The organism is Flavobacterium rhizosphaerae, from assembly GCF_046000445.1.
Lineage (GTDB): Bacteria > Bacteroidota > Bacteroidia > Flavobacteriales > Flavobacteriaceae > Flavobacterium > Flavobacterium rhizosphaerae.
The window spans coordinates 189,286-214,203 of the sequence record NZ_JBELPZ010000002.1 but is presented as its reverse complement, the minus strand read 5'-3'; the positions used below and the strand labels follow the sequence as shown (position 1 = coordinate 214,203).

The 24,918-nt window shown below is 37.9% G+C and carries 24 protein-coding genes and 1 riboswitch; of the genes, 19 read left to right on the top strand and 5 right to left on the bottom strand.

Annotation, left to right across the window (positions count from 1 at the left end):
* Positions 1-34: 34 nt before the first annotated feature.
* Positions 35-910, bottom strand: a complete 876-nt coding sequence (locus ABS766_RS03440) for a carbon-nitrogen hydrolase (protein ID WP_408083719.1) — start codon at positions 908-910, stop codon at positions 35-37.
* Between the two features lie 231 nt (positions 911-1,141).
* Between ABS766_RS03440 and ABS766_RS03435 the strand changes: the two genes are divergently transcribed.
* The 6 genes from ABS766_RS03435 (at position 1,142) to ABS766_RS03410 (ending at position 5,598) form a co-directional block, all read left to right on the top strand.
* Positions 1,142-1,321, top strand: a complete 180-nt coding sequence (locus ABS766_RS03435; protein ID WP_408083718.1) for a hypothetical protein — start codon at positions 1,142-1,144, stop codon at positions 1,319-1,321.
* 66 nt (positions 1,322-1,387) lie between these two features.
* Positions 1,388-1,795, top strand: coding sequence for a hypothetical protein (locus ABS766_RS03430; protein ID WP_408083717.1), 408 nt, complete (start codon positions 1,388-1,390; stop codon positions 1,793-1,795).
* On the top strand, positions 1,795-2,418 hold the full coding sequence (locus tag ABS766_RS03425) for a hypothetical protein (RefSeq protein ID WP_408083716.1): 624 nt from the start codon (positions 1,795-1,797) through the stop codon (positions 2,416-2,418). Before ABS766_RS03430 ends, ABS766_RS03425 begins: the two co-directional genes overlap by 1 nt.
* Complete coding sequence (locus tag ABS766_RS03420; RefSeq protein ID WP_408083714.1) at positions 2,418-3,197, top strand: sensor histidine kinase; 780 nt, start codon at positions 2,418-2,420, stop codon at positions 3,195-3,197. Before ABS766_RS03425 ends, ABS766_RS03420 begins: the two co-directional genes overlap by 1 nt.
* A 1-nt stretch (position 3,198) precedes the next feature.
* Complete coding sequence (locus tag ABS766_RS03415) at positions 3,199-3,852, top strand: response regulator (RefSeq protein ID WP_408083713.1); 654 nt, start codon at positions 3,199-3,201, stop codon at positions 3,850-3,852.
* A 120-nt stretch (positions 3,853-3,972) separates the two neighbouring features.
* Complete coding sequence (locus ABS766_RS03410; RefSeq protein WP_408083712.1) at positions 3,973-5,598, top strand: NADP-dependent glyceraldehyde-3-phosphate dehydrogenase; 1,626 nt, start codon at positions 3,973-3,975, stop codon at positions 5,596-5,598.
* A 125-nt stretch (positions 5,599-5,723) separates the two neighbouring features.
* On the opposite strand, the gene trhA is transcribed toward ABS766_RS03410, so the two are convergent.
* Positions 5,724-6,395: a PAQR family membrane homeostasis protein TrhA gene (trhA, locus tag ABS766_RS03405; protein WP_408083711.1), complete on the bottom strand. Its 672-nt coding sequence runs from the start codon at positions 6,393-6,395 to the stop codon at positions 5,724-5,726.
* Positions 6,396-6,581: 186 nt separating this feature from the next.
* Between trhA and ABS766_RS03400 the strand changes: the two genes are divergently transcribed.
* Genes ABS766_RS03400 through ABS766_RS03385 form a run of 4 tightly spaced genes read left to right on the top strand, consistent with a single transcriptional unit; the run spans position 6,582 to position 11,520 of the window.
* Complete coding sequence (locus ABS766_RS03400; RefSeq protein ID WP_408083710.1) at positions 6,582-8,549, top strand: sialate O-acetylesterase; 1,968 nt, start codon at positions 6,582-6,584, stop codon at positions 8,547-8,549.
* Positions 8,550-8,552: 3 nt separating this feature from the next.
* Positions 8,553-9,449, top strand: a complete 897-nt coding sequence (locus tag ABS766_RS03395) for an aldo/keto reductase (protein WP_408083709.1) — start codon at positions 8,553-8,555, stop codon at positions 9,447-9,449.
* A gap of 21 nt (positions 9,450-9,470) precedes the next feature.
* Positions 9,471-10,670, top strand: coding sequence for a DUF4861 family protein (locus ABS766_RS03390; protein WP_408083708.1), 1,200 nt, complete (start codon positions 9,471-9,473; stop codon positions 10,668-10,670).
* A gap of 13 nt (positions 10,671-10,683) precedes the next feature.
* Positions 10,684-11,520, top strand: a complete 837-nt coding sequence (locus ABS766_RS03385; RefSeq protein ID WP_408083707.1) for a ThuA domain-containing protein — start codon at positions 10,684-10,686, stop codon at positions 11,518-11,520.
* A gap of 12 nt (positions 11,521-11,532) precedes the next feature.
* Here ABS766_RS03385 and ABS766_RS03380 read toward each other — a convergent pair whose 3' ends face one another.
* Positions 11,533-12,369 (bottom strand): universal stress protein, encoded by an 837-nt coding sequence (locus ABS766_RS03380; protein ID WP_408083706.1) that lies wholly within the window; start codon positions 12,367-12,369, stop codon positions 11,533-11,535.
* 144 nt (positions 12,370-12,513) lie between these two features.
* Between ABS766_RS03380 and mnmE the strand changes: the two genes are divergently transcribed.
* The 4 genes from mnmE to fbp all read left to right on the top strand — a co-directional run bounded on the left by mnmE (position 12,514) and on the right by fbp (position 18,371).
* Positions 12,514-13,902: a tRNA uridine-5-carboxymethylaminomethyl(34) synthesis GTPase MnmE gene (mnmE, locus tag ABS766_RS03375; protein ID WP_408083705.1), complete on the top strand. Its 1,389-nt coding sequence runs from the start codon at positions 12,514-12,516 to the stop codon at positions 13,900-13,902.
* A gap of 318 nt (positions 13,903-14,220) precedes the next feature.
* On the top strand, positions 14,221-15,813 hold the full coding sequence (gene pckA / locus ABS766_RS03370) for a phosphoenolpyruvate carboxykinase (ATP) (protein WP_408083704.1): 1,593 nt from the start codon (positions 14,221-14,223) through the stop codon (positions 15,811-15,813).
* A gap of 10 nt (positions 15,814-15,823) precedes the next feature.
* On the top strand, positions 15,824-17,287 hold the full coding sequence (locus ABS766_RS03365; protein ID WP_408083703.1) for a glyceraldehyde-3-phosphate dehydrogenase: 1,464 nt from the start codon (positions 15,824-15,826) through the stop codon (positions 17,285-17,287).
* Between the two features lie 64 nt (positions 17,288-17,351).
* Positions 17,352-18,371: a class 1 fructose-bisphosphatase gene (gene fbp, locus ABS766_RS03360; protein WP_408083702.1), complete on the top strand. Its 1,020-nt coding sequence runs from the start codon at positions 17,352-17,354 to the stop codon at positions 18,369-18,371.
* 4 nt (positions 18,372-18,375) lie between these two features.
* On the opposite strand, the gene ABS766_RS03355 is transcribed toward fbp, so the two are convergent.
* A complete protein-coding gene (locus ABS766_RS03355; protein WP_408083701.1) occupies positions 18,376-19,272 on the bottom strand; it encodes a bestrophin family protein in 897 nt (298 codons plus the stop codon).
* A gap of 244 nt (positions 19,273-19,516) precedes the next feature.
* Positions 19,517-20,905 (bottom strand): dihydrolipoyl dehydrogenase, encoded by a 1,389-nt coding sequence (gene lpdA / locus ABS766_RS03350; protein WP_408083700.1) that lies wholly within the window; start codon positions 20,903-20,905, stop codon positions 19,517-19,519.
* A 183-nt stretch (positions 20,906-21,088) separates the two neighbouring features.
* Here lpdA and ABS766_RS03345 point away from each other — a divergent pair, with 183 nt between their 5' ends.
* From ABS766_RS03345 to tenA, 5 genes are all read left to right on the top strand, one after another.
* Positions 21,089-21,739 (top strand): CPBP family intramembrane glutamic endopeptidase, encoded by a 651-nt coding sequence (locus tag ABS766_RS03345; RefSeq protein WP_408083699.1) that lies wholly within the window; start codon positions 21,089-21,091, stop codon positions 21,737-21,739.
* Positions 21,740-21,786: 47 nt separating this feature from the next.
* Positions 21,787-21,879: riboswitch (TPP riboswitch) on the top strand.
* A gap of 61 nt (positions 21,880-21,940) precedes the next feature.
* Positions 21,941-22,759, top strand: coding sequence for a hydroxyethylthiazole kinase (thiM, locus tag ABS766_RS03340; RefSeq protein ID WP_408083698.1), 819 nt, complete (start codon positions 21,941-21,943; stop codon positions 22,757-22,759).
* Positions 22,728-23,384, top strand: a complete 657-nt coding sequence (gene thiE / locus ABS766_RS03335) for a thiamine phosphate synthase (RefSeq protein ID WP_408083697.1) — start codon at positions 22,728-22,730, stop codon at positions 23,382-23,384. Before thiM ends, thiE begins: the two co-directional genes overlap by 32 nt.
* A complete protein-coding gene (thiD, locus tag ABS766_RS03330; RefSeq protein ID WP_408083696.1) occupies positions 23,368-24,204 on the top strand; it encodes a bifunctional hydroxymethylpyrimidine kinase/phosphomethylpyrimidine kinase in 837 nt (278 codons plus the stop codon). Before thiE ends, thiD begins: the two co-directional genes overlap by 17 nt.
* Positions 24,191-24,838 (top strand): thiaminase II, encoded by a 648-nt coding sequence (gene tenA, locus ABS766_RS03325; protein WP_408083695.1) that lies wholly within the window; start codon positions 24,191-24,193, stop codon positions 24,836-24,838. Before thiD ends, tenA begins: the two co-directional genes overlap by 14 nt.
* Positions 24,839-24,918: the final 80 nt, after the last annotated feature.

Sequence of the window (24,918 nt, the reverse complement as noted above, 5' to 3'; positions counted from 1 at the left end):
TAAATTAGAATTAAATATAATTTTTAAACCCGATTTATTCTTCGTCAATAAAACGTTTATTTATCGGTGCATAGCTGTCTATCCTCCTGTCGCGTAAAAAAGGCCAGTGGGTACGGTAATGGTCGGTTGCCTTAGTGTCAACTTCCACAACAGTAGTTTCTTCATCATCATGAGAGGCAAGGTACAGTAGTTTACCATGAGGATTGGCAACAAAACTGCCACCCCAAAATTTCATGGCGCCATCCTGTTCAAAACCAACACGGTTTACGCTTACTACGTGCACACCGTTGGCAACGGCGTGGCTGCGCTGTATAGTTTGCCAGGCATCATATTGTTCTTTATTGGTATCTTCATCCTGGGATGTAGCCCAGCCGATAGCAGTTGGGTAAAACATAATCTCGGCACCCATAAGTGCTGTTATGCGGCTTGCCTCCGGGTACCATTGGTCCCAGCAGATAAGCACTCCAATTTTGGCATACTTGGTCTGAAAGGTTTTATACCCTAAATCACCCGGTGTAAAATAAAATTTCTCATAAAAGGCAGGGTCATCAGGAATATGCATTTTGCGGTATTTACCAAGGTAAGAGCCATCAGCATCAATAACGGCAGTGGTATTATGGTACAGGCCTTCGGTACGTTTTTCAAATAGCGATGCAATAATTACAACATTCAACTCTTTGGCTACATCGCAAAGTGCATTGGTAGAGGGCCCGGGAATGGCTTCTGCCAATTTAAAATTTTCATAATCTTCAACATCGCAAAAATATAATGAAGTAAATAATTCCTGAAGGCAAACAATTTGTGCGCCCTTTTTAGCAGCATTACGTACTTCCTTAATGGCTTTTTCCAGGTTTTGCTGTTTGTCTTTCACACAACTCATCTGTACCAGCCCAATTTTTACTTTACCCATAGCTTATTAAAATTAAAGCTGCAAAGTTATATAAAAAGTTTCGGATTTATAGCCTATATGATTGTTAGGGATAGGTTAATGTATATATATTAAAACCTACGCTCTTAGAGGGAAAACATTTTTAACAGTACGGCAGAAAAATATTTAATATAGGGTTTTACCTATTATTAATATTAGAATAATAACCATTTTTATATCATTCAATTATTTAACTTTTAAAACCTTATTATTATGAAAAAAAATTTACTTTTTGTTCTTTTTGCTTTTTTATTGATTGGGTGTAAAAATAAAACTGAAGTAAAGTCATCAAGAGATGCTCAAGAAAATATATCCTTAGTTGGAGGAGATTGTAATGATCCTATTTTTGATAATATTGAAGATTTAGAAACCTTAGAAGATTTTTTAAATTAGTTAAGAAACAATGGCTCTACAATATGCGATAATGATTTAGTAGAATGTATTGAAAAATTTCATACTGTGGATTCAATGGATTTTATGCAAATGGCTGCTACACATCCTGAAAATAATATTAATAGACATAAAGTATATAAAAAAACTTTTGATGAACTGAACCTGTATTTAGATTCAATTCAATGTTATGAAAAATATATAGGATTTAAATTTCATAATAATAAAATTAATTTTAAAGTTGATACATTTACTGTTGACAAATCAGTATATTCAAAACCTTTTTTTGAGAGTTTAGAAAAAAAATACAAGGGCACAGATACAATAAACTTTGTTAAACGTATAGGTCAGGATAGTCATGGTAATGATGTTGAAAAATTAATTTTTAAAATGAAGGTTTCAAGAACACCTCCCCAAATGGGTTATGATATATACTATTATAATATTTCAGATAACCCAACCATTAACATATTATAATGGCATTTATAACAAACCCAGTTAAATTATATATTTTATTTACATGTGTTCTTTTTTTTATTTTATTAAAATGGAAAAATAAAAAACATATAGGATTATTGTTGTTGATTAACTTATTTACTGTAATAATAAATTCTTTATTATTACAATTAAAATTACCAATTAAAATATCTTCAAATATTAATATCATATTTACAATATTATTATGGCTGTTAATATTAATGAAAGTAAGTAAGTTAAATAAAAAAGCAATGAGTATAATACTTATTGCTTTTTTTATATTTACTATTTTAAATGTAATTATTTTTGATGGATATCATAATTTTATTTATAATAATTTTATAATTGGATCTTTCATCTATATAGTTTTATTTATTTATTTTAGTTTTAAAAATCTTCAAAAAGAAGATTTAAATTTTTTTTATTCAAATGCTTATATTCTTTTGACAGTGCCTCTTATTTTCTTTTTTGGATTTTCATTTATGTTCTCCTTTCAAGATAGTAAATTGACAAATGTTTTATTATTGAATGTGAAGTTATATAATATTATAAGTTTTTTTTCAAATTTCATTTATTACACTTTACTAAACATTTATATTTATCGTGAAAGAAAAATTAAATAATGCAAGATCTCACTAATATAGCATTTGGCATCATTATAGGTTTACTTTTTGTAAGCCTGCTTATACTTTTTTGTGCGCTGATTATTAAATTATATATCCGTAAAATAAAAAATTACACTAAAGTAATTTATGAAAAAGATATAACCTTTCAGAAATCTCTTAACAGCGCTATAATAGAAACTCAGGAGCAAGTGCTTAATAATATTAGTGGCGACCTGCACGATGATGCCGGGCAACAGCTTACCTACATCAATTTTATTGTAGAAAACCTTAAACTGGACAAGCCTGAGCTTATAGCAGACTTGGAGCCCTTAAGTGCTTCGGTTGCCATGCTTTCGGGTTCATTACGGGATATTAGCCATTCACTTAACAACCAAAAGCTTTTGCAGCAAAACCTGGTAAAAGCTATTGAAGCCGAAGTACAACGCCTTAGAAAGAATAACAGGGTAACTATTAATTTTAAACAAGGGAATAATATAAAGGCTTTTGGTACAAACGAAAAAATAGTTCTCTACCGTATTTTTCAGGAAATTATTAATAATATTTTTAAACATTCCGGGGCTGATACAATTGATATAGCAGTTAATTGCGAACCTCTATTTGTATTATCTATTGCAGATAATGGGAAGGGGTTTGATTATGAAGAGACGCTGAAAAAAGATGGCGGCCTTGGATTGAAAAATATTGTAAACCGTGCAGAATTTATTAACTTTAGCGTGTCAGTTAATTCGCAACCTGGCAAAGGCACAACAATAAAGCTTTCAGAAAAAACATCCTGAAATGGAAACTGTTACTATAGGCATTGCAGATGACCATAAAATTGTCCGGCACGGGTTAAAAGAACTCCTGCATAAACTTGGCAATTATAAAGTAACCCATGAGTTTGAAAGCGGTACACAATTACTGGCAGCGCTCCCTATAAATAACAGCCCGCAACTTTTTATTGTTGATTATTCTATGCCGGGGCTAAATGGTGTAGAGGTGCTGAAAACCCTTGAAGAAAAAGGGCTGGACTGTAAAGTACTTTTATTAACGCAGCATTTTAATGAAGAAATAATTGATGCAGCCTATCACTATGGCGCAAGAGGCTTTTTACACAAAAACTGTACTGCACAGGACCTGAAATTTGCTATAGATAACATTGTTTCTATAGGTTTTAATAATGTAGTTGAAATATTAAAAAGGGTAAGAAATTATAACACTGCGGACAGCAATGAAGAAAAACCGCCTTTATCACACCGTGAACATGATTTTTTAAGGCTGGTTTGTGATGAGAGGGAATATACTTATGACCAGATAGCAGATATTATGTCGGTTTCCGTAAAATCTGTTGAGGCATACCGCACTGCGCTTTTTGAAAAATATAATATAAGGTCCAAGGTAGGATTGGTGCTTTTTTCGCATAAACATAAGCTTACAGAGCCCTTTTTATAATTCGCCGTATTTAAAAAATTTTCCTTCTTAGTTTTTGCACTTTAATAAAAAATTAACCGGTTTATAAGGTTTACTAATAAGATATACCTTAAATTTAATCTTACAAATTTAATTTACTTTATGGAAAATACAACTAAACATTTTGAAGGGCTTTTTAAACCTACTGACCAAATACCTGAAGAATATAATATATCCGAAATACACCAGAGAGAATATTTACTTAATGGAGAAATGGTGCACTGGGATGGGCCTGTAATAGAGGTGTATTCACCCGTTTGCATTCCCGGGCCTGACGGGTTGGTGCGAAAATTTGTGGGTAGTTATCCTCATACCACCCCAAAAGAATCTATGGAGGCACTGGATGCTGCTGTGGCGGCCTATAATGATGGCCAGGGGGAATGGCCTACCATGAGTGTTGAAGGCCGTATAAAATGCATGCAAAAGTTTGTATACCTTATGGTTCAGCAAAGGGACTTGATTATTAAGCTCTTAATGTGGGAGATAGGTAAGACACTGGCAGATTCTACTAAAGAGTTTGACCGTACCGTTGATTATATTAATGATACTATTGATGCACTTAAAGACCTTGACCGCGAATCATCACGTTTTAAGCAGGCCGAAGGTACTATTGCCCAGATACGCCGTGCACCACTCGGAGTAGTGCTTAGTATGGGCCCTTTTAATTATCCGCTTAACGAAATTTTTACCACCCTTATACCCGCGCTTATAATGGGTAATACTATATTATTTAAGTTACCCAAGCATGGTATTTTACTGCATTACCCGTTATTGAATGCTTTTAAAGAGGCTTTCCCAAAAGGTACAGTAAATACTCTTTATGGGCGTGGCGCAGAAATTATTACACCCATTATGGAAAGCGGCAAGGTAAACGTACTTGCTTTTATCGGGTCGAGTAAAGTAGCAAACGGGCTTAAGAAGCTGCATCCTAAAGTAAACAGGCTTCGTGCTATTTTAAGCCTCGATGCCAAAAATGCTGCTATTGTAACTAAAAATGCCGACCTTGATGTGGCTGTTAGCGAGTGCCTGTTGGGGTCGCTGTCATTTAACGGGCAGCGTTGCACGGCGCTAAAACTTATTTTTGTACAAAAAGAGGTTGCTGATGAGTTTGTGACCAGGTTAAGCAAAGCGGTATCAGCTTTAAAAGGCGGTTTGCCTTGGGAAGACGGTGTAAAAGTTACACCGCTACCAGAACCCGGTAAGCCTGGATATCTTAAAGAATGTATTGAAGATGCAATTGAACATGGAGCTAAAATAATGAATGAAGGAGGAGGATATAACCAGGAATCATTTGTGTTTCCCGCTGTTATGTATCCGGTTAACGATAGTATGAAGCTGTACCACGAAGAACAGTTTGGGCCGGTAATTCCTGTAGTGCCGTTTGAAACTATAGATGAGCCTATAGAATACCAGATAAATGCCTCCCATGGTATGCAGGTAAGTATTTTCAGTCAGGATCCTATAGAGGTTTCCAAACTGATTGACCCGTTTGTAAACCTGGTGAGCCGTGTAAACATTAATTGCCAGGCACAACGAGGCCCCGATGTTTTTCCGTTTACAGGAAGAAAAGACAGTGCCGAAGGTACACTTTCCGTTTATGATGCACTTCGCTCATTCTCAATAAGGTCGTTAGTGGCTACTAAGGCTACAGAGGCCAATAAGCAATTATTAAACACTATTGTTACAGATCATGACAGTAACTTTTTAAGTACCGATTATATATTTTAATATTGGATATAAAGGATATTAAAACGGCTGCCTCAGCAGCCGTTTTATGTTTATATAAAAGAAGTTTGTAAAATCTATTTGTAATATTCTGCATTTTTTTACGCTTTTTAAAACGTAAAAAAACATTAAGGTATAAGGTAAAGAAAGATACCCAAAAAGTGCAGCGTACTGCCGCCTAACACAAACACATGCCATATAGCATGGTTGTAAGGTATTTTTTCTTTAGCGTAAAAATAAATACCAAATGTATAACAAAGCCCTCCGCCTAATAAATAAATTAAAGCGCCCGGGGCCAGGTTTTCTATAAGTGGTTTTATAGCAACAATAATAAGCCACCCCATAAGTGCATACAGGGATAACGATAATTTTTCAAACTTGCGCAATGGCGAAAATTTAAAAATAAACCCACCAATGGCAAATGCCCATACTGTGCAAAATATTGTCCAGCCCCAAACACCCTTTAGTCCTAATAATGCAATAGGGGTATAGGTGCCTGCAATTAGCACATAAATACAAAGGTGGTCTACCAGCTGAAATAACCGTTTCCATTTTAATTTTGCAACAGCGTGGTATATGGTAGACGCAGAATATAGAAGTACCAGGCTTGTGCCAAAAATAAGCGAGGCTGCTAAATGCATTGCCGTACCTTTAAAAACAGAATACACCACAAGCAGCGAAAGTGCTACTACAGATAAAACAGCCCCCATACCATGGGTAAGCACGTTTAATAATTCTTCCCGTTTTCTGTTCTTTTTAACCATATAACAAAGATAAGGCTGATGGAGCTTTGATTTCATAAAACTACCTTAAAAATTTTGTTCTTGAATATTAAATTAAAAAACTGTTTACCAGTTTTTTAATGATGTTTATGCGCTAATTATAAATATAAAACGGCAATATTGTAAAAAAATATATAGCTTTATATGCTGTTTTACCGGATACTGATTATACTGAAATATAATTTAAAATTCTATACTTTTTATATGAAATCGATTGCGAAAATACTTTTTACAGTTGCATGTTTTTTAGGTTCAGTACAGCTGTTTTCTAAAACCACTTTACCCTCTTTTTTTACTGATAATATGGTGCTGCAGCAAAATACGGCTGTGCCATTTTGGGGAACTTCAGCAAAAAATACTTCAGTTACCATAACTGCTTCCTGGAATGACAAGTCATATACGGTAACTTCCGGTGCTGACGGCAACTGGAAAGTAACACTGCAAACACCATCTTACGGAGGGCCGTATACTATAACTGTAGATGACGGAAGCCGACTTATGCTTAAAAATATACTTATTGGAGATGTATGGCTGTGCTCAGGTCAGTCTAATATGGAAATGCCACTGGCGGGCTGGGGTAAAATAAACAATTATAAAGAAGAAATAGCCAATGCTAATTATCCTGAAATAAGGTTATTACAGGCTGAACATGTATATAGCGAAACACCTCTGGACAAATTAAAAGTACAAAACGGAGGCTGGCAGGTTTGCAGCCCTCAAACTATTGCCGATTTTTCTAGTACAGCTTATTTTTTTGCCCGTAAAATATATAAAGAAAAACATATCCCCATTGGTTTATTACACAGCTCATGGGGAGGCACTGTAATAGAGGCCTGGACAGAGGCAGGAGCTTTAAAAACAATACATGATTTTGATAAAGCGATTGATGAAATGCAGGAGGACCAGGGGGTATTAGCAAAAAGACAGGGAGCTGCGCTTAATGAATGGATGGATGCGCTTGAAAAAGCTGATAAAGGATTTAAAAATGGCACGCCTGTTTACATTTTGCCGGAATATAATGATGGCGCATGGGCTAAAATGGAATTGCCGGGCTTGTGGGAAAATGGCGGATTGCCCGATTTTGATGGTGTGGTTTGGTACCGCAGGGAAATAGAGTTACCTGATGATTTTGTGGGCAAACCACTAACACTTACTTTTTTTGCTGACGATGATGACAAGGTTTGGTTTAATGGTAAAGAAGTAGGAGCTACTAAAGGCTATAATGTAAAGAGACAATATACAATAGCCCCGGACCTTATTGAGAAAAGAAATAGTATCACTATCCGTGTGTTTGACGGAACCGGGGGCGGTGGCATATATGGCGATAAAAATGAGTTTACCCTGAGTTCAGGAAATACCGTATTTTCTTTAGCGGGTGAGTGGAAGTATACTGTTGGGATATCTAGCACCGATTTGGCGCCAATGCCGGTTATTACCCAGGGGCAAAATAAGCCTACAGCGCTTTATAATGCCATGATACATCCCATATTAAACTATAAAATTAAAGGCGTGATATGGTATCAGGGTGAAAGTAACGATATGAGGGCGCACCAGTACCAGACACTTTTCCCGTTGATGATTAAAGACTGGAGGGAAAAATTTAAAAACCCCGGCATGCCTTTTTATTTTGTTCAGCTGGCGGGTTTCAAGGCTAAAAAAAATGAGCCGGGCTCATCTGCATGGGCTGAGCTGCGTGATGCACAGTTTAAAGCACTTACATTGCCAAATACAGGTATGGCTGTGGCTATTGATATTGGTAATGCCGAAGATATCCACCCTAAAAATAAACAGGAAGTAGGTGAGCGGCTGGCCCGTATAGCGCTGGCCAAAGTGTATGGGGTAAACATAGATTATTCTGGCCCTTTATATAAATCATATGCTGTTAAAAACAGTAATATAGTGCTTACCTTTGATTTTGATGAAAAATTACAGGCAAAAAATGGTGATCTAAAAGGTTTTTCTATAGCCGGGGCTGATAAAAAATTCTACTGGGCAAATGCAAAAATTCAGGGGAATGTGGTTGTAGTATCGTCGCCGCAGGTTAAAAATCCGGTAGCTGTTCGCTATAACTGGGCCGATAACCCGGAAGGAAACCTCACCAATGCCTCCGGGCTGCCGGCTTCACCCTTCCGCACCGATGATTGGGAAGGTATAACATTCGGAAAAAAATAAGTTATGCAATACAATAGCTTAGATAAAGCAGGCTTTAAAGTAAGCAGGGTAAGTTTTGGCTGTATGTCATTAAAAAATACAGCAACTAATAATGATGCCCTTATTAGTAAGGCTATAGATGAAGGAATTACGTTGTTTGACACAGCCGATTTATATGATAAAGGAGAAAATGAAAAATTATTAGGCAAGGCATTAAAAGGTAATCGGCAAAAAATACATATTTCTACCAAAGTTGGTAATCAATGGCGGAAAGACGGTTCCGGTTGGGATTGGAACCCCCGGAAAGAATATATATTAAAAGCGGTAGATGATAGCCTAAAAAGACTGCAAACAGATTATATAGACCTGTATTTACTGCACGGGGGTACAATAGAAGACCCAATTGATGAAACCATAGAAGCTTTTGAGCGTTTGACAGAGCAGGGAAAAATAGTAAGCTATGGTATATCCAGCATACGGCCTAATGTAATAAAAAAGTATGTAAAAAAAAGCAATATTGCTGCTGTTATGTTGCAATATAGCCTGTTAGACAGAAGGCCTGAAGAAGAAATACTGAAACTGCTTAAAGATAATACTATAGGAGTGTTAGCCCGCGGTACCGTAGCCGGTGGCTTACTTGGTGGCAAACCGGCCAAAGAATATCTTGGTATACCTGAAATTGAAGTAGCAACTATTGCAAACCACCTTATTAAACTCACACCTGAGAAAGCGACAGCTGCCCAAACAGCTATGCGTTATGTAATGTCTAACCAGGCAATAACCACTGCTGTAGCGGGTATACGTACAGAACAGCAATTATATGAAGCTTTGCAGGCCGGGCAGTCAGGTACTCTGCCGGCAGGAGAATATAACAGCTTGAGAAATTTGCGAGAGGGTAATACTTACCAGCAGCATTTATAAAAATCCAAACCCATAATAAAAATGATATTTTCAATTAACCGAAAATCAGGCTTTATCATAGCAGCTTTATTACCCCTGCTGCTGGCAGGGTGTGGTAAAACCGTTACAGATTTGAATATCTCGGTAAAAAATGAACTTGGTTTTGACCGGCAGGAAATTGTTGCCCTAAACCATCAACAATTAGCTGATATTTTAAAGGATAATAGTGAAAATACCCTTCGGATTAGAAAACAGGGTACTTCAGAGTACCTACCTATACAATGGATAGATTATGATGGCGACGGAAAAAATGATGAACTACTTTTTCAGGCTAAGGTTCCCGCCAATAGTAGTGTTTATTATGATATAATTGCCGATAGCACCATTGCTGTGCCTGAGAGCAAACAGGTAGCCTACTCCCGTTTTGTACCGGAACGTACAGATGATTATACATGGGAAAATGATAAAATTGCTTTTCGCACCTATGGGCCAACAGGCCAGAAAGAGGCACTGGAGGGTGTGGCAGGCAGTACACTTTCAAGCGGTATAGACCTTTGGTTAAAAAGGGTGAATTATCCTATCATCAACAAATGGTACAGCAACCATGTTAAAACACCGGGCTATTACCATATAGACCATGGCGAAGGATATGACCCCTACCATGTTGGCGGCAGCCGCGGTACAGGTGGTATAGGCATCTGGGAAAATGACAGCCTTATGGTTTCTCAAAATTATACCGGATATAAAACCATTTCCAGCGGCCCGCTGCGTACGGTTTTTGAATTGAGTTATGCGTCATGGAGTCCGTATTATGTGCATGAAACAAAGCGTATTTCACTGGATATAGGTGCTAACTTTTCAAAGTTTGAAATAACTTTAAAAGCCGAAAAGCCTGTTCCAAACTATACTGTTGGCATTAGTCTGCATGAAAATAAAGGAGAGTCAAAAATCAAACAAGAAAAAGGCTGGTTTCGCCATTGGGAGCAAATTGATGATTCTCATGTAGGTGAAGGTATTGTTATAGCACCCGGAGATATAGAGAAAGCTTTTGCTTTTAAATCTGAAGTGCCAGACCAGAGTAACCTGCTTATTGTGGCAAAGCCTACACAAAAGCTTATATATTATGCAGGTTTTGCATGGGATAAAAGCGGACAGATACAAACTGTTGAAGATTGGGATGTTATACTTGATCAACAGGCACAGGTTTTAAAAAGCCCTTTAAAAGTATCACTTAAAAAGTAACAATTAGTTTGGTATGGCATTTCGATATTTAAAAATAGTACTGTTGCTTCTTTTTCCGATTATGGCACTGGGACAGCGTAAAACAGACGTGGCTCCTAAATTTAAGGCGATAGCTTTTTTCACGGCTAAAAATGACCAGGCTCACATAAGTTATGTACATGAAGCCAACAATTGGTTTTTAAAAGAAGCCAAAGAAAATTTATTTGTATATGATACGACAAGTAATTGGGATAATATGAATTTGCCTTTTTTGAAGAAGTATGATGTTGTGCTGTTTCTTGATACAAGGCCGGAAAAACCAGCACAGCGGGAAGCTTTTCAAAAATATATGGAAAACGGCGGTGCATGGATGGGGTTCCATTTTGCTGCATTTGCCCTTAACGGTTCGCAGGTGCCGCAAAACTGGGATTGGTATCATAACACTTTCCTGGGTTCTGGGGAATACGTGAGCAATACCTGGAGGCCCACTTCGGCAGTTTTAAAAATTGAAAACCGAAACCCTGTTACGCAAAACCTGCCGGATAAATTTACTACTGCACCAAATGAATGGTACCGTTGGAGTAACGATTTAACTAAAAATAAGGATATTACTATACTGCTTTCTATAGACCCATCCAGTTTTCCGTTAGGTACAGGCCCTAAAAAACACGAAATATGGCATGAAGGTTACTACCCTGTAGTATGGACTAACAACAATTATAAAATGCTATATATAAATATGGGGCATAATGATATTGATTATGAAGGCGGAACCAACAAAACGCTTTCCTATACTTTTAAAAATGAGGTACAGGCATCCCTTATAAGAGATGGATTATTTTGGCTGGCAGGGATAAAAAATAGTAGATAAAAATGGGTTCGGTTACCCTTCATGAAATATCAGTAATGGTATTTTTGAATGGTAGGCCATTTTTTTGGTAAGGCTCCTGTGGAAAAGCCTTTCAAAAAAATTACGTTTGTGGGTGCGCATTACCAAAAGGTGTACAGCCTGGTTTTCTATAAAATCTAGAATGGTCTGCTCAATATGCTGACCATCTATATTAAAGAAATCAATTTGCTCATCGCGGTAATATATTTTCCATTCATTTATACGCTCTTCAATATCTATTGGGTCATCATCATTTTTTATGTACAGGCATTGTATGCGTGCATTAAATTTTTTGGCTAACTGTATTGTCTGTGCAAGGGCGTCGTTATCCCTGTCCATATATTGTGTGGTAAACACAACATTTTGTATAGGCTGGTATTCTGCCTCGGCAGGAATACACAACACAGGCCTTTCTGTATGGGCTATAACTGAGGCTGCATTAGAACCCAGAAACGTTTCTTTAAGGCCCGTAGCACCTTTAGTACCCATAATAATCATATCAATATTCTCGTCATCACAAACCTTATTTATATTATAAATAAGATCTCCATATTGTAGCAATTTAGATGTTTTAATATGTGACAGGCTTTGTTCTGCAGCAATTTGCTCCATTAATGGTATTTCTTCCCTAAAGCTTTCAAACTGGTTTGCTTCTACAATGTCAAAAACTTCAGCAGCAGTTTCTGGCAGGGGTGGAGTATCCACAATAGGCAGGTCATAAGAATGCAAAATAAATATTTCTGCGTCATAAGAATCTGCAAACTTAAGGGCGTATATATAAGCCGTTTTTGCTGCTTCAGAAAAATCTGTGGGGAAGAGTATACGTTTCATGTGGCTAGTGTAATTAGACATTAAAAATACAAAATTATTCGTTCTTTTCTTACTTTTTAGTTTATACTTAACAGAAAAATAATTCACTTTATCAAGGCAAAATTTTGCAATTGCTAATGTTGTATCTTTGCAAAAAAGCATTTCATGTTACCACAAGATACTATAGTGGCTTTGGCAACGCCACCGGGCGCAGGTGCTATTGCCATAATAAGAATCTCGGGACTGCAAGCGCTGGAAATAGCGTCAAAGGTTTTCCGTTCGGTTTCCGGTAAAGATATTTTAAAACAAAAAACGCATACCTTGCATTTAGGCACAATTGCAGAGGGTAATACAGTTTATGACCAGGTATTGCTTTCGCTTTTTAAAGGCCCTAACTCGTATACCGGAGAAAACACCGTCGAGCTGTCATGCCACGGGTCAGTATACATACAGCAGCAAATAATACAGTTACTGTTGCGTAAAGGTTGCCGTATGGCCAATGCTGGTGAATTTACGCTGAGGGCTTTTTTAAACGGTAAATTGGACTTAAGCCAGGCTGAAGCAGTGGCAGACCTTATTGCCAGTGATAATGAGGCCAGCCATCAGGTGGCCATGCAACAAATGCGTGGCGGCTTTAGTAATGAAATAGCCAGGCTGCGTGAGGAGTTACTCAATTTTGCATCGTTAATTGAACTGGAGCTTGATTTTGCCGAAGAGGATGTAGAGTTTGCAGACCGTACACAATTTAATGACTTAATTAATCGTATTGAATTTGTATTGAAGCGCTTAATAGACTCTTTCTCGGTAGGTAATGTAATAAAAAACGGTATTCCTGTAGCTATTGTAGGTGAGCCCAATGTAGGTAAGAGCACACTGCTTAATGCCTTACTAAATGAAGAACGCGCTATTGTAAGCGATATTGCAGGTACTACACGTGATACTATTGAAGATGAGTTGGTTATAAACGGTATTGGTTTTCGGTTTATAGATACCGCTGGCATAAGGGAAACACAAGATGTTGTAGAAGGTATTGGGATAAAAAAAACCTTTGAAAAGATAGCCCAGGCACAAGTGGTTATTTATCTGTGTCCGCTGGCGGCAGACGAAAATACCGTATCATCTATAAAAAATGAAACAGGAAAAATTAAAAATCAATATCCACAAAAAGCACTAATTATTGTAGCCAATAAGATGGATTTATATACTGAAGCACAACGTAACCTGCTTACAGATGAAATACCGGAATTATTATTTATATCTGCCAAAACGGGTAGTGGAGTAGAAGAGCTGACGGATAAACTATTGTCTTTTGTAAATACTGGGGCACTGCGTAATAATGAAACCATAGTTACCAATACCCGCCACTATGATGCTTTATTAAAAGCATTAGAAGAAATACAAAAAGTACGCTTTGGATTAACTTCCGGCATTAGTGCCGACCTTATGGCCATAGACATACGCCAGGCTTTGTATTATTTTGGAGAAATAACCGGGCAGGTTACAAATGATGAATTATTAGGAAACATATTTGCTAATTTCTGTATCGGAAAATAACTGCTGTTATATAATTTGATATACCAAACATAGCTTTTTTAGATAGCAACCACTGTTTAATGAATTTGCCTGCAAGTTTTTAGTAAAATTTACCCGTATTATCTTTTTATTTTCCTCAATACTTCTATTTATTACTCTTAAATAAGTAGCTGCTTAAAGTGCTTTAAACAGTGAAATCTATAAATCTTCATGTTTTAATATATATCAGTAAAAACCTCTATTAGGTATGATATGTTTAAATATTTTAATATCGAAATCGTTTTCGTATTAAAATAATTTATATTTTCGCGCTGTAAACAACACTAATAAAATTTAAAAATGAGTCAGATTTCTTTAAAACCGAAAACGATTTCGTTGTCCTCTTGGGGAATCAGGAATGGAACTGTTTATTACCAATTGTCACCGGAGGACTTGCAGAAAATAATTTTGGATAAAGGGCAGGGGGTTTTAACAGATTCCGGAGCCTTGGCCATCAATACCGGTAAATTTACAGGAAGGATTCCAAATGATCGTTACATTGTAAGAGATGAACTTACTGAATCTAAAGTATGGTGGGGTACTATCAACAAGATTTTCCCTCAGAAAAGTTTTGACAGGTTATTATCCAGGGTAACAGCTTACTTGTCGGGTAAAGAGATTTTTGTACGTGATGGTTTTACCTGTGCCGATTCGGAATACCGCACCGGTGTGAGAGTAATAACCGAATATGCATCGAGTAATTTGTTTGCTTATAATATGTTTATCAGGCCTTCTGCTGATGAATTAGAGGGGTTTACTTCAGACTGGACCGTGATAAATGCTCCCGGTTTTACTGCAAACCCGGTTGAAGATGGTACCGTTTCCCCACATTTCACAATTTTAGACTTTAGCAGAAAAATAGTTTTAACGGGTGGAACTGCATATACCGGAGAAATTAAAAAAGGTATTTTTTCTGCATTGAATTTTGAATTGCCTTTACAAAAAGATGTATTCCCTATGCATTGTAGTGCTAATGTAGATGAAGAGGGTAATACAGCATTGTTTTTCGGTTTATCAGGAACCGGAAAAACTACTTTATCTGCTGATCCGGACCGTTTTCTTGTTGGAGATGATGAGCATGGCTGGACACCAGACCATCATATTTTTAATATTGAAGGAGGCTCTTATGCTAAAGTGATTAACCTGAGTAAAGAACATGAGCCCGCAATTTATAATGCTATAAAACCCGGCGCATTGTTAGAAAATGTAGTAGTAGATAAACAGGGTAAAGTAGATTATAATAATGATGCCATTACCCAGAATACACGTGTTAGTTATCCGTTACATTATATAGATAAAATTATTGAACCCTCGGTTGCCAAAGCGCCGGAGCATATCTTTTTTTTAACGGCCGATGCATTTGGGGTTTTGCCTCCAATAGCACAATTAACGCCAAAGCAGGCATTTTACTATTTTATTTCGGGCTACACCGCAAAAGTTGCCGGTACTGAAGCCGGAGTTTCAACTCCCGAACCCGTATTTTCAGCATGTTTTGGCGCTCCTTTTATGCCCTTGCATCCTGAGGTATACGGCAAAATGCTGCAGGAGCGCATTAAACAGTGTAATGCTAAAGTATGGTTGATAAATACAGGATGGACCTCAGGAGCTTATGGGCAGGGCCACCGTATAGCATTAGCGCATACAAGGGCTATAATAAAAGCTGTGCTTAATGGTGATTTAACTGACATTGAATATAAAACTGATTCTGTTTTTAACCTGCAAATACCTGTTGCCTGCCCCGGAGTGCCAAACGAGTTATTACAACCCAGAGATACATGGGATGATAGATCTGCGTATGACCTGCAGGCAGATAAATTGCTTAAAGCGTTTGAAAAAAATTATCAGCAGTTTGCAGTTAATAAACCAATAGAGGAGTCTTTACAAATGCACTAAAGATTTAGATATGATACAGGAATGGAATATGGAATGTAAAACCACATTTTCAACAGAAGCTTTTGAGCAGCAAAAGTCTGCATATATTAAAGATGTGAAAAAAGCCATAACACTTCAGGGATTAATCAATCAGTTATGGTATACCTATGGTATAGAAATCATGATATTTCATGAAAGTTTAATTCAGCATACTCCCGGTAGTTTATTACAGCTTTTAGAAGAAATTAATAATAAAGGGACAATTTCAATAACTATTGAGAATATCGTTCAGGTAGTACAAGCCATACAGCCCGAAAAGTTACATTCTGGCATACTAGATATAGGAGATGCACTTTTAATTCCGCAAACAAATACAGAAGGACAGCAACAGTGGTTAAACAAGCATTATGATGCTTTATTTGAAGACAGAAGCAAAGATGTTATTCTTTTTGGATTTGGCAGAATTGGCCGTTTGGTAGCCCGTACTTTAATTGAACGGATGGCATCTAAAACATTCAGGCTACGTGCTATTGTAATTCGGGGTTCTTTAGATGCGGCAGAATTGGAAAAAAGGGCCTCTTTGTTACGAACCGATTCTGTACACGGTAGCTGTAAGGCGATAATTAAAGTTGATTATAAAAATAAATCATTTATAATTAATGGAATACAAATTCCTGTTATTGCCGCTGATAATCCCAGAAAGATAGATTATACCGAATATGGAATAAAAAATGCATTGGTTATTGATAGCAGTGGCGCTTTTAGGGATAAAGAAAATTTGCAGCGCCATTTGGCAGCATTTGGGGTAAGCCAGGTATTACTTACGGCACCGGGCAAGGGCATACCCAATATTGTATTCGGGGTAAACCATCATAATTATAATCCGGATGAAGATGCAATACTTTCTGCGGCATCATGCACTACTAATGCCATAGCACCCGTATTAAAAGCAATGCATGAAACTTTTGGAATTGTATCGGGCCATATGGAAACCATTCATGCCTATACTAACGACCAGAATCTGGTAGATAATATGCATGCTAAAAACAGGAGGGGGCGTGCTGCGGCTTTAAACATGGTAATAACCGAAACCGGCGCAGGAAAAGCAATTGCTAAAGTATTACCAGAACTGGAAGGAAAATTAACCTCAAATGCTATCAGGGTGCCCATACCTAATGGCTCTTTAGCCATATTGCATTTAAAACTGCAAACGGCTACCAATATAAATGCCATAAATGCTGCATTGCGGGGCTATGCTTTTGAGGGGATTTTAGGGGCACAACTGCAATATGAAATCAGTGATGAACTGGTTTCATCTGATATTGTTGGCAATAACAGGTGCGCCGTATATGATAGCAAAGCAACAATAATAGATAACAGCGGCCATGATGTTACCCTTTACATTTGGTATGATAATGAGTATGGTTATACCCAGCAGGTTATCAGGATTGCGCAAATGATGTGTCAACCCAAATATCAGCATATACTACAATAACAATATAAATACTGGGAAAAGTTTGCTTTTTCCGGTATTTAACTAACCCGTAAAATTAAATTTGTTGAAAACAACACAGCCAAAAACACTGGGAGAGTTTATTATTGAGCACCAGGCTTCTTTCCCATATTCTACCGGAGAATTATCAAGGCTTATTAATGCCATCCGCCTTGCAGCTAAAGTGGTAAACCATCATGTAAATAAAGCAGGATTATCAGCAATATTAGGAAATGCAGGAGCAGAAAACATTCATGGGGAAACCCAGCAAAAGCTGGATGTACTGGCAAATGAGTTATTTATACAGACGCTTACCAACAGGGAAATTGTTTGTGGTATAGCATCTGAAGAAGAAGATACATTTATAAGCATTAACAGTAAACAAAACGATTACCAAAACAAATATGTAGTGCTTTTTGACCCTTTAGACGGATCCAGCAATATAGATGTTAATGTATCTGTAGGTACTATATTTTCTGTTTACAGGCGCAAAACGCCATTAGGTTCTCCCGTTACGCTGGAAGATTTTCTGCAACCGGGAAGTGCCCAGGTTGCTGCGGGATATATTATCTATGGTACTTCGACCATGCTGGTATATACCACAGGCGATGGTGTAAATGGTTTTACCTTAAACCCTGCCATAGGCACGTTTTACTTATCACACCCTAATATGAAATTTCCCGACAATCCCCGTATTTATTCTATAAATGAGGGCAATTATAATTATTTTCCTGATGGGGTTAAAAAATATATTAAATACTGCCAGCAGCCAGAAGAAGGCCAGCCTTATACTTCCCGGTATATAGGCTCCCTGGTTTCAGATTTTCACAGGAATTTAATAAAGGGTGGGATTTTTTTGTATCCGCAAACTGCTGCTGCACCAAAGGGTAAACTCAGGCTGTTGTACGAATGTAACCCAATGGCTTTTTTAGCAATACAGGCAGGAGGGAGTGCCACTAACGGAGCACAAAATATTCTAGATATAGAACCTAAAGCCCTGCATGAACGTACACCTTTTTATTGCGGAAACACAATTATGGTAAATAAAGTAAAACAAATGCTACTGTATAAAGATAAATGTAATTAACGCGTTATAAGCTGTAAAAACTATCTTGCTTAAGTGGTTCAGGAGTGTTTTCTTCACCTAACAGTTGCCGTATGTTTATTTCAATGGTACGTGCAATAGTAGTTACATTAGTATCACTTGGCCGGTTGCGGAAAGGATCCTGAAGGTGGTATGCTGTTTTTTCTAATAAAAAAAACAACATGCTTATTAGCATAAGCAATGGTAGCTCATAATACAGAGGGACATTTCTAAGCCCTATAGAGAGTATAATTACAAACATGTATATAATTAAGTGAAGAAAAAGCCTGTATGTGGTAGGGAAAACGGTATTATTTATGCGTTCGGCTTTGCCCATATTATCTGAGAAACGGATAAAAATATTATTAAACTGTATATGTGTAAAATCTGATATTTCACCCAGGGTATGTAGTGCACTTATTTGTAATACGTTTTGTTGTAAAATGCCCAGCACCTTATTATCATGTTTTGCAAGTGCCGCTAAATCTTCATTACTCAACAGGCTTTGGCAATCAGTTAAAGGCGGTAGCCCGCGCAGTGAGCGGCCCAATACATAATTCCACGCTATTTGGCGGTAAGCCATGGTTTTAATTTGTGGAGTAAGCTGCGGATTTTTTAAAAATGCCTGCATTTGCAGTACAAAGCTGCGGGAATCATTTACTATAGCACCCCATATTTTACGGGCTTCCCACCAGCGGTCATAACTCTGACTCATTTTAAAAGATAATAACACCGATATGGCAGTACCTATAAATGTGGCAATAGTAAGCGGCATATCAGGAATATATGGATGTAAATACTCTGTTATGTAATGTATTACTACTCCTAATACAAATACATAAAGCATTTCATATTTAATTTTACTAAAAATATATTGTAAAGGAGGTATTTTATCTATTAGCATACAGGAAGGGTTAATTGCAGTAAAAATAATTAACTAGAACCTATAGGCGACAGTTAATACTGAAATTTATATAAAATTTCACACAAACAGTATCATTACAGTTCTCAATTTAGTATTAGAACATAACTATTGACAATATGCAGCTCTAGTGCATAAAACTGGTTTAGGTTTGTTTAAAAATAATAAAAAATCCGCCCCAAAAGTATCAGGGCGGATTCATATAATTTAGTAGCTAAGATAAAACTTATATGTGTATTACCTCATCATAAGCAGCTGCGGCAGCTTCCATAATGGCTTCACTCATGGTAGGGTGTGGGTGTACTGATTTGATAATCTCGTGGCCTGTAGTTTCAAGCTTACGGGCAACAACTGCTTCGGCAATCATATCAGTAACGCCGGCGCCAATCATGTGGCAACCCAGCCATTCGCCATATTTGGCATCAAAGATAACTTTTACAAAACCGTCTGAATTTCCGGAAGCTTTTGCCTTACCTGAAGCAGAGAACGGGAATTTACCTACTTTTATATCGTAGCCTTTTTCTTTAGCGGCTTTCTCGGTTAAACCAACAGAAGCTATCTCTGGTGTAGCATAGGTACAACCGGGTATGTTACCATAATCAAGCGGCTCTACATGCAGGCCTGCAATTTTTTCTACGCACAGTATGCCTTCTGCAGAAGCCACGTGTGCCAGTGCCTGGCCGGGAACTACATCGCCAATGGCATAGTAGCCCGGTACGTTAGTCTGGTAATATTTGTTTACCATTATCTTGTCCCTGTCGGTAGCAATACCTACCTCTTCGAGGCCAATGTTTTCTATGTTAGATTTAATACCTACTGCAGAAAGTACAATATCTGCCTCAAGTATTTCTTCACCTTTTTGTGTTTTTACGGTAGCTTTTACACCTTCGCCGGATGTATCTACTTTTTCAACAGATGAGTTTGTCATTACCGTAATACCGGCCTTTTTAAGCGAACGCTCAAATTGTTTAGAAACGTCTTCATCCTCAACCGGAACCACATTTGGCATAAACTCAACAATGGTAACTTTGGTGCCCATAGAGTTATAGAAGTGGGCAAACTCAACGCCAATAGCGCCTGAACCTACTACTATCATACTTTTAGGCTGTTCCGGTAAAACCATTGCCTGGCGGTAACCAATTACCTTTTTACCATCCTGCGGCAGGTTAGGCAACTCACGGCTGCGTGCGCCGGTAGCAATAATTATATGGTCTGCGCTAAGCTCGGTTGTTTTACCGTCTTTATCCGATACATCAATTTTTTTACCCGGTTTTACTTTGCCGGTACCGTATATTACTTCAATTTTATTCTTTTTCATCAGGAACTGTACACCTTTGCTCATACCTTCTGCAACAGAACGGCTACGGGCTATAACAGCGCCAAAGTCTTTATCAAACTCATTAACGGTAAGGCCGTAGTCTGAAGCGTGCTTGAGGTAATCAAAAACCTGTGCGCTCTTCAATAACGCTTTTGTTGGGATACACCCCCAGTTAAGGCAAATGCCGCCCAGGCTTTCTTTTTCTACTATGGCTACCTTAAAGCCTAACTGAGAAGCCCTTATGGCTGTTACATAGCCACCGGGGCCGCTTCCCAAAACAATAACATCGTATTTCATCAGCTTATAAATTTCTAATTAAAAATTCGCGTTACGAAAATAGGTATTTATTTGCAAAGTGGGAAATGTTTTAGGGTCTGAAAAGCCGAAGGCATTTTGTTACACAGATGAAGCGTAAAAAAGTGCCTTATTGTGTAACAATTTTATACATTACTATTCTTATAGCTATCAACATTTACTATTATGCCTAAGGACACCTTGATAAAAAACAAATGGATAGCTTTGCTATTGCTTACTATACCAGTGGCGATGGCTAATTTTCCGATAGCAAAATTTCCGGTTAAATTTATTATCATCACAGCGGTTGTATTTGTTTTTACCTGGCTACAAAACGGTAGCCTACGCCCGCTGAATTTTAAAAAACTGTCACTGAAAGATTTAGGCATCATAATTATAACCTATATTGCTTTAGAACTCGTTATGGACTTTGCCATTCAGCCGCTTATCTCATTCTTATTTAATGAACCGGCTGATTACAGCACTTTTGCTGTGTTAGAAGGAAATACACCAAAATACCTTAAATATTTATTTTATATGTGGATAAGCGCTGCCATTGGCGAAGAGGTATTATACCGTGGCTTTATATTTGCTCAGTTGGAAAAGCTTATTGGCAACAAAAAGTTTGTTATCATCCTCATTAGTGCCATACTTTTTGCTATTCCACATTTATATCTTGGTATAGCCGGAGTGGTCAGCACCTTTGTATTCGGGCTGGCATTTGGACTTTTATATGCCCGCTACAAAAACATCTGGATAAACATTATTGTGCATGGGCTTATTGATACCCTTTTTCTTACACTGGCTTATTTTGGTGAAATAGGTTTTTATGAGTAAATTTTAAACACAATTAAATAAATTCTAAATATTAAATTTTAACTTTACACTGGCTTTAGGGGTATTCTGAAAAGAATTGAGAGAGTCCCTTTGAACCTGAAATGGTTAATACCATCGTAGGGAAAAGCGTACAACCGCATCAATACTTCCATTTTTTCAGGAAGCTCTTTAGCCATACTATAAATATAAAAACGTAACAGTATGAAAGAGTTTCTGTGGAAATCAATCCAAAATGTAAAAACATCGTCACCATTAGTACATAATATTACCAACTATGTGGTAATGAATAATACTGCAAATGCCTTACTTGCCGCAGGCGCGTCGCCCATTATGGCACATGCACACCCCGAAGTTGAAGATATGGTTGCCTTATGTAGTGCTACAGTAATTAATATAGGAACACTTGACGATTATTGGGTTGAAAGTATGCTTAAAGCAGCTGCAAAAGCCCATAAAAGCAACACGCCATGGGTTTTAGACCCTGTTGGGGCAGGGGCAACAGCGTACCGCGATGAAAAAGTAGCGAAACTTTTGGAGTATAAACCCACAGTTATAAGGGGAAATGCTTCAGAAATTATGGCGCTGGCAAAAGCAAGCCTTACCAAAACCAAAGGGGTAGATAGTGTACACCAGAGTTTTGAAGCGGTGGAGGCTGCAATATGGCTCAATAAGACTGTGGGCAGTGTCGTGTGCATTTCAGGCGCAGTTGACGTAGTTGTTTCAGGAAATGAAAAGGTTTTGTTGAAAAACGGGCATCCCTTAATGCAGCAGGTAACCGGTCTGGGTTGCAGCGCTACCGCTTTAATAGGAGCGTTTGTAGGTTCGGCACCAGAAAATCCGTTTCATGCCACCGCAGCAGCAATGGCGCTATTAAGTGTAGCGGGTGAGCTGGCTCAAAAAACATCAAGCGGGCCGGGCAGCCTGCAAATGAACCTGCTGGATAAACTGTATAGTATTACCGAAGAGGAATTTTTAGCAACCATAAATTGTGAACTCAATAATGCAGGGGTTTCCGTATAAATTATACCTGGTGATTGGTGAGGAGTACTGCCATGGCCGGGATTTGTTTTGGGTAGCAGAAGAAGCTGTTAAAGGCGGGGTTGATTTGGTACAGCTACGTGAAAAGCATAAATCAACAGCAGAATTTACCTTAATAGCCCAAAAGCTTAAACGATTACTGGATAGTTATAATATACCATTGATTATTAACGATAACCTTAATGTAGCTATGGCTATTGGGGCTACAGGTATTCATGTAGGGAATAGTGATACACCACCTTCCGAAATTAAACGATTATGGCCTGAATGCCAGTTATTAGGGTATTCTATTGAGTCTGTTGAGCAACTGGATAATCGAGAAATACAATTTGCCGACCACTTAGGTATAAGCCCTGTATTTAGTACCCCAACTAAAACCGATACAATTACGCAATGGGGTATACAGGGAATTGGCCTTATCCATAGCCTTACTGATAAGCCTTTAATTGCCATAGGCAGGATGTCAGCCAGTAATGCATATGATGTTATAAATGCCGGGGCACATTGTATAGCAGTGGTTTCGGCAATATGTTCAGCAGAAAACCCAAAGCAGGCGGCCATTGAAATTAAGAATGAAATAATGAAAGCATATGCACAAAAAGTATAAATATCCTATAGCATTAACCATAGCCGGATCAGATTCCGGGGGTGGGGCCGGTATACAAGCCGATTTAAAAACATTTAGTGCGCTCGGATGTTATGGTACCAGCGCTATTACTGCACTCACCGCGCAAAATACCTTAGGCGTTAGCGGTATACACAGTATTCCCGCTGAGTTTGTTAAACAACAATTACAAGCAGTGCTAAGTGATATTACCCCCGATGCTATAAAGATAGGCATGGTGCATACGCCCGAACTTGCCAGCGCTATTGCAGAAGTATTGCAGCAGTATAAAGATATACCGGTAGTGTTAGACCCTGTTATGGTGGCAACAAGCGGCGCTCGCCTTATTGAAGAAACTACCGTAAAGCGTATTGTAGCAGAACTGTTTCCGCTGGCAACACTGGTAACGCCTAATATGGATGAAGCAGCTTACCTGGCCGGTATTACTGTTAGTGGGGTTGAGGACATGTATGAAGCGGCAAAAATAATATTGCGTGAGGGGGCGCACGGTTTGTTGCTTAAAGGCGGGCATCTTGAGGGGGGGCAAATAACCTCGTTACTTTACCTGAATAACAATGAACCTAAAGTGTTGGTTTCAAAAAAAGTGAACACACAAAATACGCATGGTTCGGGTTGTACGCTTTCCAGTGCTATTGCGGCTTTTCTGGCACGTGGCGAGCAGGTAGAAAAAGCAGTTAGAATGGCAGAACAATATGTTTACAATGCCATATCAGAAGGGGCCGATGTAGTAACCGGAAAAGGCTTTGGGCCCTTAAACCATTTTTTTAACCCTGAAAAACTAATTAAGAATGAAATGGAGTGAAGAAGCATGGCAGGCTGCCCAGCCGGTTTACAACACAATACTGGATATGCCTTTTATAAAAGAACTGGCAAACGGCACCCTTGATGCTGAAAAATTTAAATATTACCTGCAACAGGATGCCCATTACCTTGAACATTTTGCACGTGCACTAGCCATAATAGGCGCAAAACTTACAGATGTAGATACCATGTTGCAATACATACGTTTTGCTGAAGGTGCTGTAGTGGTAGAGCGTGCCCTGCACGATTCGTATTTTAAAGAGTATAAGATAGGAGAAAGGGCCGAAGTTTCGCCAACCTGCCATCATTATATACATTACCTGCAAAGCACTGCGTATAGTGCTGATGCCTGTGTGGGGCTCGCTGCGGTATTGCCTTGCTTCTGGATATATAAAGCGGTGGGAGACCATATAGTACAAATAGCTGAAACCACAGGCAACCCCTACCAAAACTGGATTGCTACTTATGCAGGAGAAGAATTTGGCATATTAGTAGAGAAAGCCATTGCTATTACTAATGACGCAGCAAATAACGCTACAGTTATTCAACAGCAACAAATGACAGAAGCTTTTATGTATGCAGCCCGTTTAGAATATGCTTTTTGGGATAGTGCTTATACATTAGAGAAGTGGTAAAGGCTAAAAATTACTTCCTCAATCAATAAATTGTGATTTTATAAAATTAAAAATTACGAATTAAAAATTAACGTTAAGAT